We start from the raw sequence: 12,162 nt of genomic DNA on the forward strand, positions 1-12,162 counted from the left end.
GAGATGCAATCTTCACTAATTGTATAAGCCATTCAATTCACCTCCTACATATGTAAGGTATGTATCTTATCACTGCTCTTATTATATAATAAAATGGCTATTATTCAAGTGGTTTTTTAATTATAATTCACTTTTTTGTTTGTTTTTTGTCAATAATTCTTTTTTTACATGATTTTCATGATTGCAGGTATGATTTTGTTTTTCTTCTCCATCTTGTTTTTTGTGTTTTGTTTTACAACAAGATCCCTTACAAGAGGATTGTAACTTAATATTATCTAATTTATATTCATTTACGATTACTTCATCTCCATCAATTTTTACTATGACAGATTCAGCTAAGGTATTGACCCTTATAATAATCCCTTCTCCATCAGGGGATATGACTCTTTGTCCTTCTGAAGGTAATCTCTTGGCCACTTCTTCATAAAAATCTTGCTCATATTTTAAACAGCACAATAATCTACCACAAATTCCAGAAATCTTTGTTGGGTTTAATGATAAACTTTGTTCTTTTGCCATCTTAATAGATACAGGTTCAAAATCACCTAACCATTTTGAGCAGCATAAAGGAATGCCACAGGGTCCGAGACCACCAAGCATTTTAGCTTCATCCCGGACGCCAATTTGTCTTAATTCAATGCGAACCTTGAAAATAGCAGCTAAATCTTTCACTAATTCCCTAAAGTCTACTCTTCCTTCAGCCGTAAAGTAAAAAATAATCTTATTATTGTCAAATGTGTACTCTACATCAATTAGCTTCATATCTAGCTTATGCTTTTCTACTTTTTCTTTGCATATCTCCAAAGCTTTAACTTCTTTTTCTTTATTTTTCTTGTACGTTTTTTCATCCTTGTGAGTAGCAATTCGAATTACGGGTTTTATAGGAGGTACTATCTCTTCTTCTGATACAAACTTTATAGGGGTTACAGCTGTACCAAATTCTATCCCTCTAGCTGTCTCAACAATAACTTTATCCTCAGCATTTAGCTCAAAATCCTGTGGATCAAAATAATATATTTTACCGGCCTTTTTAAACCGTATTCCTATGACCTTTATCATTAATTAATTTTTCCTCCTGTATTCTTAACAACAATCTTTCGATTTGTAATTGTAAATTTACATTATATTTTAAATCACCTTGTAAGATTATAATATTCCCTATTATATCATGAAACCCTTCATAAGTTAAACACTCACTTATTTCCTTATACACATTCAAAGATCCATTTACTTTAGCGTACAAGGCATTCTTAAATAGGATCAATAAATTGTTTATGATGTACTCATTGCTCAATTTTTCATCTTTTATCCACTTCGAAAATTCAAAGATTTGAGAATAATCACCTTTCATAATAGAAAAAATATATTTTCTAAAGATCTTAAATTGATCGATTTCTTCTGGATTTTTTATGATATTTTCAGCTTTTTCAATACAACCTTGGCTTAATTCGTATACATCGTCAAGAAGGCTCTCTTTTAGGGAATACTTTTTTCTAAGAGAAGATTGAAAGGTTTCCTTATCTAGTGGATTAAAATATAAAATTTGACCTCTCGACAAAATTGTAGGAAGTATTCTCTCTTTGCTCTCACTAATTAAAATAATATATACGCCTGCATTAGGTTCTTCTAAAGTCTTTAATAGAGAATTTTGTGCAGGGATACCCATAGTTTCACAATTATTGATTATAAATACCTTCTTATCCCCTTCATAGGATTTTACATTCATTTTTTTTTGTATTTCTCGTATCTGACTGATTTTAATGCTTGATTCTAAGGGAAAGATTTCAATAAAATCAGGATGATTTCCACTGTCCATCTTATTACAAGAAGTACAATGATTGCAAGGCTTATTATCTACCGAACACAGGATAGCTTTTGAAAACTCTATAGCCGTCTTTCTTTTATTGGTCCCCTCAGGTCCTACAAATATATAGCAATGATTAACTCTATTATAATCAATGGCTTTCGAAAGTATATATTTATTTTTCTCGTCTATAATAATCTGATCAAACATTTGTAACCTCATCTTTTATTATATTATCAATAATATCCTTATAGATCTCTTCATTAATGTCTTCAATAGTTCTAAATTCATCTTTATTCATACAATCAATTTCGTGCCAATGGTATAAGTTTATTAGTCTTTTAGCATTTTTATAGGCATTGTGTAAGTGGATATAATTGTTTTCATGTATATCCTTTTTTTCTCCATTTGTTATTTTGTTTAATCTCTTTTCAATTCGATCTATAGAATGGTTTAAAGGAATATTTAAAAAATAAATTTTATCTGGTATAGGGATCTTATACAATTCAAACTCTAGATTCCATAGCCAGTTTAGGTATTTATTGAATTCTTCTTCATCACTTATTTTTCCCCCTTGATGAACCATATTAGAGGTTGTATACCTATCAGCAATAATAATACCACCATTATTATAAAAATCTTCAAATTCACATTTATAAGAAGCATACCGATCTCCAGCATAGAAAGTAGATGACACATATGGACTAATCTCATCTGGATTCTTACCAAAATCTCCTCGAAGATACATTTTAACAAGAGCTGAACTCTCTTTTTCATATCTAGGATAAGAGATCATCATGACCTTATATCCGTTTCGGTATAACCTTTTATAGAGTAATTTGCTTTGAGTTTCTTTTCCGCTCCCATCTAAACCTTCTATTACAATTAATTTTCCCATATTGCCTCCTTATTTTATAACCTGTATTTTCTTTTCATTTAGCCCCATAATATCACTGTCTTCCCAATTTCTAAGAAATAACAAAGTGTTTTTATCTATTTTTTCTCCAGGAACTAAAACAGGTATACCTGGAGGATAAGGGATAATAAATTCTGCACAAATTCGTCCTACAGATTCCATTAAAAGAACTTCTTCCTTGTTTCTATTAATGGCTTCCCAAGGATTTATACATTTTTTTGTTATGGGATAAGAGTAGATGTTTTTCTTTTGCACATACTGCTCTCCAATTAAATGAGAACAATCTTTTAATGCATATACAAGCCTTTCTACGTCTCCTTCTTCTGTTCCCATACCCATCATGGCTAAAACACCATTATAGTCCCACATTTCCATTTGGATAGAGTACTTCTTTCTAAGGATATGGGAAAGGTATACTCCAGAAACCTTAGGACTTTCAATCCAAATTTTCAACTTATCATAATCAAATACTTGGCCACTAGATAGTAGTTCAGATCCTTTTAAATAAAAAGGAGTATTATTTAATTCTTTTTCAATTCTATTATAATAATATAATAACTGATTTAGTCTTTCTCTTCCCCTGTCTCTCGCATCTAAAACGGAATTTTCTATAGACATCATAATAGGATAAGATGGGCTAGTGGTTTGAAGAATATTAATATAATTCTTTATTACATTAGTTGAAATCCTTGAGCTACACACATGAAGGAGAGCCCCTTGATTTAGAGAATTTAATGTTTTATGGGTGCTTTGTACAACGATATCTGCACCTAAATCTACACTTGAGGTAGGGAATTTTTCATTAAACTTTAGGTGAGCGCCATGAGCTTCATCTACAATTAAAACCTTATTATATGTATTCGTCACCTTACTAATGGATTTTACATCTAGGCAAATGCCGTGGTAAGTAGGTGAAGTAATAATCACTCCCTTTAAATGGGGATGCTTAATAAAGGCTTTTTCTACCTGCTCTGCATTAACCATGGGGTAAGATTCATTTGCGTCATCATTATATAGATATACTGGATTAATTTCTTTTAACATTAAAGCCGAATACACAGATTTATGAGAATTCCTAGGAATCAAAAAAGAATCCCCTTTATTGCAAATGGACAAAATAGAGGCAAGAATACCAACCGTACTACCATTGACCAATATAAAGGACTTCTTTACCCCATATATATTAGCTATTTCACCCATAGCTTCTTTAATTGGGCCTTCTGGACTATTTAGATTATCTGTGCCTGGTATTTCAGTAAAATCATACTCATAAGAAAAAAGATCATCTTTACTTCTTCCCTTGTGACCTGGCATGTGAAATCTCGTGTAATCTCCTCGATTTGTTATTCTTTGTAATGCTTTATATATTGATCCTTTCATGAAACTATAAATTCCTTTCTTAATATGATAGAGTACAAGCAGTCTAGACCCACGCTAAAAATCACTGATTTTTGCGAAGATAGGAACTTATGCTTTATCAAACAAAAAACATGTGATATAATATGCAAACTAGCGGATTGGCTCGCAGAAATCACAGAATTTTATGAAATACTAAATAACATTAAGATAATAGTAACACAAATTTTAGATTATATACATATGGTGTTTTCTTTAGATGACGGTTAATAATCTATCTTTTGGGTACAAATAAAATATAACTATTGAAGGGAGAATGTTAAAAATGGCAAATGCCAATATTATAATTCTTGATGAAAATAATTTTGAAAATGAAGTGCTTCAGTCCAAACTTCCTATTTTAGTAGACTTCTGGGCAGAATGGTGTGGACCTTGTCAAACTTTATTACCTATATTTGACGAATTAGCAGATGAAAATAAAGATAAGATAAAAATTGCTAAACTAAATGTAGATGAAAATAGAAGCTTAGCGATGAAATACCGTGTTATGAGTATCCCAACGGTATTGATTTTTAAAGATGGTGAAGAAATCAGAAGAGAAGTAGGAGCTAAAACAAAATCTGATTATGAAAGTATTCTAAATGCTCTTTAAAAGCGCCTACGGTGCGTTAGCTACCAGCGGCCAGTCTTCAGTCATCAGTGCTAGGGTCAAGTCTTACGGGTCAAAGATTTAACCCTGACGCTCAGGATGACTCAAGTAACAGCTAAGATTAAAAAGTAGGATTTTCCTAGTATAGAAAAGAAGCTCGCCTAAAGGCGAGCCGTTTTTTTCAGCTTTCTGCATTTCGCTTTCAGCTATTCGTTATTATTCAACTACTGTAAAGTCTTCTTTTCCTGCTCCACATAATGGACATACCCAATCGTCTGGGATATCTTCAAATGCAGTACCTGGTGCAATACCGCTATCTGGATCTCCCTCAGCTGGATCATAAATATAACCGCATAGTGTACATTCATACTTTTTCATTTTATTACCTCCGTTAAAATATTTTATATTATTTCTAATTGCTGCTAACAATTATATAATACCCTTTTTGTGAAATGTTAAACACCCATAGTTTAATTTAAAGAACAACTCTTCGCAAGTCATCGATATTTTTTTGTATATCCCCTTTAAATGTAAAGGAACCTGCTACTAATACATCTGCTCCAGCTTCTACAATTTTAGGCGCTGTTTCTAAATTGACACCACCATCTATTTGTATATCAATAGGGTAACCTTTTATCATCTCTTTTAGAGCTCTTATTTTATCTAGAGAATTTTCGATAAAACTTTGTCCTCCATAACCTGGATTTACTGTCATAAGTAAGATCATATCTACTTCATCTAAAACATATTTTAGTGTACTTAAAGAAGTAGCTGGGCATAGAACAACTCCTGATTTAACACCATAAGACTTGATTAAGTTTAGACTCCTATGAAGATGAGTAGTAGCTTCTTGGTGTACTGTTATAATATCAGCTCCAGCTTCTGCAAAACGGCCGATCAAGCGATCAGGATCTTGCACCATCATATGGACATCAAAAGGTAAATTCGTTTTATCTCTTAACATTTTAACCTGATCAGGTCCAAATGCAATATTAGGCACGAAATTCCCATCCATTACATCAATATGTAATAAATCTACATTACATTCTTCCACTTTTTTAATTTGATTTTCAAGATTTCCAAAATCTGCTCCTAATATAGAAGGAGCTATTTTAACTGCCATGTTTGTACCTCCATTTGTTAGATGAACTATCTTTATAAATTTAAAATATTTTTATAATGTCATCAAGCTTCTTAAGCTCTTTTTGTTCATCTGTATAGTATATCATTTGTGAAAATTGTTACAGTTAATAATAACATAATTTTAGAGAATACATCAACTTACTTCTGTTTATTTATTACGGTACTATATTTATAAAGTAATCTTACTCTTTATCCTTTATTTACATATATTTTTATCATCAAAATCCACCATTTGGTTAAACTAGATGATATTGAATTCTTTTAAGAAATATTTATATATTCTAAATTCATAATGATAAATACTAGAAATAGAAAGTGGTGTGATATATTGGGTAAAAGTAGTAATCTATTAAAATTTAAACATTTTGCCTGGTCAGGAGTTGAAAAAGAGGATTTTAAGCCTTCTATTGAGGGAGAAATAAATCAAAATGAAACCACTGTGCAACATATCATTGAAAACGGCTTTGGCACATGCTTTCATTTGAATTATTATGAATGTAGCTTCGATGGCTTTACTCCCCTTGAAAAATTACAAGAAGTCCACGCAGTTATTGTGGCTAGAGGAGAAGGGAAAATAATAGTAGATGATGATATTTATATTGTTAAGCCTATGGACATTGTCATCATCCCAAAAGGAGCCTCACATCAATTTATTAGTACAGATGATGAACCCTTTGGTTTTTTTTGTATAATAAATAAGGTGGTAAGCTGACAAAGTGGTAAGGTGGTAAGCAAATATGCGACTTGCGTCGCAGTGAACATGGGACAATGAACATTTAAAATTATACTAAAAATAATAAAACTAGCATATTTGTACTGTTCAATGTTTATTATTCATTTTTCATTGTTCAATAAAAATATAAGCTCCTAGGTGCTAGGTATGAGCTTTATAAAAAATCAGCCACCCGCTGGTGGCTGATTGCTATTTTTATTATTCTTCTGAATCTATGTCTATATCTTCATCTTCATCTTCGCTGATCACTTTCGTTACACTTATGATCTTTTCATTTTTTTCTAATTTCATTAAACGTACGCCTTGAGTACTTCGACCCATCACAGATATATCTGATGTCTTTATGCGAATGATGATTCCTTGATTATTAATCATCATTATTTCATCTTCTTTGTCACATATGATGATTCCAACTAGACTTCCAGTTTTGTTTGTTATTTTATAGGTTTGTATGCCTTTTCCAGCTCTATTTTGAGCACGATATGCAGAATCATCAGTAAGCTTGCCATAACCATTTTCAGTGACGCATAAGATATATTTATCTTGATCAAGGATACCTACACCAATAACTTCATCATCTTCGCGAAGCGAAATTCCTTTTACTCCTATAGCAGTTCTACCCACAACTCTTATTTCATTCTCTGAGAATCGAATAGCATATCCATTCTTTGTCCCCATAATCACTTCTTGATTTCCATCCGTTAATTCCACTGAAATCAGTTCATCGCCTTCATTTAAGGTAATAGCAATAAGCCCATTTTTCCTAGAGGAATCATACTGAGAAAGATCTGTTCTTTTTATGATTCCATTTTTTGTGCTCATAAGCAAATAGAAATCATCGACAAATTCCTTAATTGGTATTACTGTTGTTACCTCTTCATCTTGCTCTAATTGAAGTATATTCACTATGGCTGTTCCTCTTGCTTGTCTAGAAGCTTCTGGAATTTCATATGCCTTTAAGCGATATACTTTACCTTTATTGGTAAAGAATAAAATATAATGATGGGTGGTAGTCGTAAATAGATAATTTACAAAGTCATTATCTCTTGTACTTAAGGCGGTTATACCTTTTCCGCCTCGTTTTTGGGCAGTATAGGTACTTGCTGATATTCGCTTAATATACCCAACATGAGTCATAGTAATTACTACGTCTTCTTCATCAATTAAGTCTTCTATGGATATATCTTCATAATCCTCTTCAAAAGCAGTTCTTCTTTCATCGCCATATTTTTCTTTTACTTGAAGAAGCTCTTCTTTTATGACTTCAAAAATGAATTTATCATCTGATAAAATCCTCTTGTATTCTGCTATTTTTTCCATCAACTCACTGTATTCAAGATCAATTTTTTCTCTCTCTAAACCAGTAAGCCTTTGAAGACGCATATCTAGTATTGCTTGGGCTTGTTTTTCAGATAGCGCAAATTCAGCCATTAAACCATCTTTGGCAACTTCACCGTTTTTAGATGATCGAATGATTGTAATGACGCGGTCAATATTATCTAAGGCAATTCTTAAGCCCTCTAGTATATGAGCTCGATCTTCTGCCTTTTGCAAATCAAATTGAGTCCTTCGAACAATAACCTCTTTTTGATGGTCTATATAATATCCTAACATTTCCTTTAGGTTTAGAACTTTTGGTTGATTATCTACTAAAGCCAACATAATTACACCAAATGTATCTTGTAATTGAGTATGTTTATATAATTGATTTAGGATTATTTCCGCATTAAAATCTCTTTTTAAATCTATAACAATTCGAATACCATTTCGATCTGTCTCATCACGAAGATCTGAAATTCCTTCTACTCGTTTTTCTTTTACTAAATCAGCTATTTTTTCAACTAATCGAGATTTATTTACCATATAAGGAATCTCTGTAATGACAATTCGTTGTCTTGTGTTTGTAATATCTTCTATTTGAGTCTTAGCTCTTATTTTTATCCTGCCTCTACCTGTAGTATAGGCGCTTTTCATACCTTCTCTTCCTAGAATAATACCACCAGTAGGAAAATCTGGGCCCTTTACATATTGAATTAAGTCTTGAATACTGCTATCAGGATGATCTATAAGATGTATTGTAGCATTGATGACTTCATTCAAGTTATGAGGCGGGATATTTGTGGCCATACCTACTGCAATTCCTGAAGATCCATTTACTAATAAATTTGGATATCTAGCAGGTAAAACCATTGGCTCCTTTTGAGTCTCATCAAAGTTAGGCATCCAATCTACAGTATTTTTATTAATATCACGAAGAAGCTCCACAGTGATTTTAGCCATTTTAGCCTCTGTATATCTCATGGCAGCAGCGCTATCTCCATCTATAGAACCAAAATTACCGTGTCCATTTACTAATAAATACCTGTAATTAAAATCCTGAGCCATTCGAACTAAAGCATCGTAGACTGAACTATCCCCATGAGGGTGATACTTACCTAGTACGTCCCCGACAATTCTGGCACACTTTCTATATGATTTTTCAGGGGATAAACCCAGTTCGCTCATAGCATAAATAATTCTTCTGTGAACTGGCTTTAAACCATCTCGAACATCTGGAAGTGCTCTTCCTACAATTACGCTCATAGCATAATCAATATAAGACTTTTTCATCTCATGTTCGATATCTATTGGCAATACTTTATCGTGTTTTTCCATGTCCATATTATCCATTTAAGCACCTCCTATATGTCCAAGTTCTTAACTTTTTTCGCATTTTTTTCAATGAATTCACGCCTTGGCTGAACTTTATCTCCCATCAAAATGGTAAAAGATTCATCTGCCTTTATGGCATCATCTATTGTAACTTGTAATAAAATTCTCGTAGAGGGATCCATGGTCGTTTCCCAAAGTTGTTCTGGATTCATCTCTCCTAGACCTTTATATCTCTGGAGAGAAACATTATTGTCTCTTCCGATTTCTTCCATAACCTTTTCTAGCTCTTCATCACTATAACAATACTCTATTCTCTTACCCTTTTGTACTTTATAGAGAGGTGGCTGAGCAATATAAATGTAGCCAGCATCGATTAACCCTCTCATATATCTGTATAAGAAAGTAAGCAAAAGAGTTCGAATATGAGCGCCATCAACATCCGCATCTGTCATTATAATAATTTTATGATACCTGGCACTATCAATCGAAAATTCTGGTCCTATATTCGTTCCAAAGGCTGTAATCATAGAGCGAATGGTATCCGTATTCAATATTCGATCTAATCTAGCCTTTTCAACATTTAAGATTTTTCCTCTTAGTGGAAGAATTGCTTGTGTCTTTGGATCTCTACCTTGCTTTGCAGAACCACCTGCTGAATCTCCCTCAACAATGTATATTTCAGATAGAGCAGGATCTTTTTCTCTACAATCGGCTAATTTTCCAGGTAATGCAGTACTCTCTAGTACACTTTTTCTCCTAGTCAATTCTCTAGCCTTTTTTGCAGCATTTCGAGCTCTGGCTGCAGTTAATGATTTTTCAATAATGACCTTAGATTCATTAGGATTTTCCTCTAAAAATGATGCGATAGCATCATTTGCAACAACTTCTACAATACCTTTTACTTCTGTATTACCTAATTTCGTCTTCGTTTGACCTTCGAATTGAGGGTCCGTCAATTTTATACTAATAATTGCTGTTAAACCTTCACGAACGTCTTCACCACTTAAATTTTTATCGCTGTCTTTTAAATACTTGTACTGCCTTGCATAATTATTGATACACCTTGTAAGAGCAGACTTAAAGCCATTTAGATGAGTTCCGCCCTCCATAGTGTTAATATTATTGGCATATGCATATATATTTTCACTATAATCCTCTGTATACTGCATTGAGATATCTACTAATATATCATCCTTTTTCTTTTCAAAGTTAATGACTTTTTCGTGTAAAGGATCTTTATTTCTATTTAAATATTCTACAAAAGAAATAAGACCACCCTCATAGTGGTATTCATTGCTTTGTTTTTCTTCCCGCTCATCTTCTAATTTTATTTTAATGCCCTTATTTAAAAAAGCCAATTCTCTTAAACGATGCTCTAATATTTCATAATCGTATACTAATTCCTCGAAAATCTTGTGATCTGGTCTAAAGGTTATTTTAGTCCCTGTACGATTGGTTGTCGCTACTGCTTCTAATTCAGATGTAGGTACTCCTCTTTCATAAGTTTGCCTATATACCTGTCCATTTTGTTTTATTTCTACATGTAAAGACTCGGATAATGCATTTACAACAGAGATACCAACGCCGTGGAGCCCCCCTGAAACCTTGTACCCTCCACCACCAAACTTTCCACCAGCATGTAATATGGTTAAAGCCACTTCTACTGCTGATTTTTTCATTTTTGGGTGCATTCCTGTAGGGATTCCCCTACCATTATCTATAACCGTGATTGAATTATCTTGGTGAATAGTAACTGTAATTTTATCACAATAGCCTGCTAAAGCTTCATCGATACTATTGTCTACAACTTCATATACTAAATGATGCAGGCCTTTTGAACCTGTACTACCAATATACATTCCCGGTCTTTTTCTAACAGCTTCTAAGCCTTCTAGTACTTGAATTTGCTCCGCACCATAATTCTCTTGTGCCATATGTGTTCCTCCTGTTCACTCTATAGAAGCTTAATTATAATATAATTAATGGAATAAAACAAATCTCATGTCTCTTTTACTATTTGTCCACGTTCTATAGTATATATTTTTTTATTAAAGTTTTCCAGAAAATCTTCGAAATTCATCTCAGTACACGTGATGAATACCTGAGAGGACTCAAAGTATTTAATAATTTTTTCTTGTCTTTTTACATCTAGCTCTGACATAACATCATCTAATAAAATAATGGGATTCTCGTCGATTTCTGATTTTATTAATTCGATTTCGGAGAGTTTTAAAGATAGGGCAGCTGTCCTTTGCTGACCCTGTGAACCATAAGTCTTTGCATCGAAGTCATTTATAGTAACTCTTATATCGTCAACATGAGGGCCTATACTAGTATATCCTTTTTGTATGTCTCTTTCTAAATTTTGGCGAAATTTCTTTTTGTATACTTCCTCTAGATGATCGATGTCTTCACCATTTTTAATAATATTGGAGATATAAAATAATTTTAGTTCTTCTTGCTTATTTGTTAAAGTATAGTGTATTTCTTTTGTGATAGAATTAATCTTTTTTAAAAAGTTGATTCTAGAAATGATAATCTTCTGTCCTAAATGAACCAGCTGTTGATCCCATACTTCTAATGTTTCTTTACCGTAATTGCTACGGCGTAGAGATTTTAGTAAATTATTTCTCTGATAGAGGGCTCTTGAGTAGTCTCTAAGGACATTTCCGTAGCTTGGCTTTGTATTGTTTAACCCACTATCAATAAATTTTCGCCTTAGATCTGGACCTTCTTTGATCATTTTTAAATCCTCTGGGCTAAAGAGTACAACTTGAATCTTTTCCCAGAGAGCACTTCTTTTATTTGCCTTCTTATCATTGATATAAATAGCGCTCTTATTGGGTTTATTCAAGGAAATCCGTACATGATCTTTGTAGTACTGTTTATGAAAAGTCCCTTCTAGAAGG

11 protein-coding genes are annotated in these 12,162 nt (G+C 32.7%); 2 read left to right on the top strand and 9 right to left on the bottom strand.

Annotated elements, in window-relative coordinates; all coding sequences use genetic code 11:
- Nucleotides 1-120: 120 nt before the first annotated feature.
- From Q7P22_RS06550 to Q7P22_RS06565, 4 genes are read right to left on the bottom strand one after another with little or no spacing between them, the layout of a single operon-like run.
- Nucleotides 121-1,059 (bottom strand): stage 0 sporulation family protein, encoded by a 939-nt coding sequence (locus Q7P22_RS06550; protein WP_113921062.1) that lies wholly within the window; start codon nucleotides 1,057-1,059, stop codon nucleotides 121-123.
- On the bottom strand, nucleotides 1,031-2,014 hold the full coding sequence (gene holB, locus Q7P22_RS06555; protein WP_170128264.1) for a DNA polymerase III subunit delta': 984 nt from the start codon (nucleotides 2,012-2,014) through the stop codon (nucleotides 1,031-1,033). Before holB ends, Q7P22_RS06550 begins: the two co-directional genes overlap by 29 nt.
- Nucleotides 2,007-2,702, bottom strand: coding sequence for a deoxynucleoside kinase (locus Q7P22_RS06560; RefSeq protein ID WP_113921060.1), 696 nt, complete (start codon nucleotides 2,700-2,702; stop codon nucleotides 2,007-2,009). The genes holB and Q7P22_RS06560 overlap by 8 nt, the downstream gene beginning before the upstream one ends.
- Nucleotides 2,703-2,711: 9 nt before the next feature.
- Nucleotides 2,712-4,100 (bottom strand): aminotransferase class I/II-fold pyridoxal phosphate-dependent enzyme, encoded by a 1,389-nt coding sequence (locus Q7P22_RS06565; RefSeq protein ID WP_303862187.1) that lies wholly within the window; start codon nucleotides 4,098-4,100, stop codon nucleotides 2,712-2,714.
- Between the two features lie 301 nt (nucleotides 4,101-4,401).
- Here Q7P22_RS06565 and trxA point away from each other — a divergent pair, with 301 nt between their 5' ends.
- Nucleotides 4,402-4,728 (top strand): thioredoxin, encoded by a 327-nt coding sequence (trxA, locus tag Q7P22_RS06570; protein WP_113921058.1) that lies wholly within the window; start codon nucleotides 4,402-4,404, stop codon nucleotides 4,726-4,728.
- Nucleotides 4,729-4,941: 213 nt separating this feature from the next.
- Here the strand turns inward: trxA and rd are convergent, their stop codons facing one another.
- Together rd and rpe are read right to left on the bottom strand one after the other, a co-directional pair.
- Nucleotides 4,942-5,103: a rubredoxin gene (gene rd / locus Q7P22_RS06575; RefSeq protein WP_113921057.1), complete on the bottom strand. Its 162-nt coding sequence runs from the start codon at nucleotides 5,101-5,103 to the stop codon at nucleotides 4,942-4,944.
- A gap of 97 nt (nucleotides 5,104-5,200) precedes the next feature.
- Nucleotides 5,201-5,848 carry a ribulose-phosphate 3-epimerase gene (gene rpe, locus Q7P22_RS06580; RefSeq protein ID WP_113921056.1) on the bottom strand — a complete coding sequence of 216 codons (648 nt, stop codon included), beginning with the start codon at nucleotides 5,846-5,848 and terminating at the stop codon, nucleotides 5,201-5,203.
- Between the two features lie 348 nt (nucleotides 5,849-6,196).
- Between rpe and Q7P22_RS06585 the strand changes: the two genes are divergently transcribed.
- A complete protein-coding gene (locus Q7P22_RS06585; protein ID WP_303862197.1) occupies nucleotides 6,197-6,580 on the top strand; it encodes a cupin domain-containing protein in 384 nt (127 codons plus the stop codon).
- 219 nt (nucleotides 6,581-6,799) lie between these two features.
- Here Q7P22_RS06585 and gyrA read toward each other — a convergent pair whose 3' ends face one another.
- The 3 genes from gyrA to Q7P22_RS06600 all read right to left on the bottom strand — a co-directional run.
- Nucleotides 6,800-9,271, bottom strand: coding sequence for a DNA gyrase subunit A (gene gyrA / locus Q7P22_RS06590; RefSeq protein ID WP_113921054.1), 2,472 nt, complete (start codon nucleotides 9,269-9,271; stop codon nucleotides 6,800-6,802).
- Nucleotides 9,272-9,282: 11 nt separating this feature from the next.
- Nucleotides 9,283-11,187, bottom strand: a complete 1,905-nt coding sequence (gene gyrB / locus Q7P22_RS06595) for a DNA topoisomerase (ATP-hydrolyzing) subunit B (RefSeq protein ID WP_113921053.1) — start codon at nucleotides 11,185-11,187, stop codon at nucleotides 9,283-9,285.
- A gap of 65 nt (nucleotides 11,188-11,252) precedes the next feature.
- A partial coding sequence (locus Q7P22_RS06600) for a DNA replication/repair protein RecF (RefSeq protein WP_303862204.1) occupies nucleotides 11,253-12,162 on the bottom strand: 910 nt, incomplete at its 5' end.

The sequence above is a fragment of the Alkalibaculum bacchi genome, assembly GCF_937875145.1.
In the GTDB taxonomy this organism is placed as follows: domain Bacteria; phylum Bacillota; class Clostridia; order Eubacteriales; family Alkalibacteraceae; genus Alkalibaculum; species Alkalibaculum bacchi_A.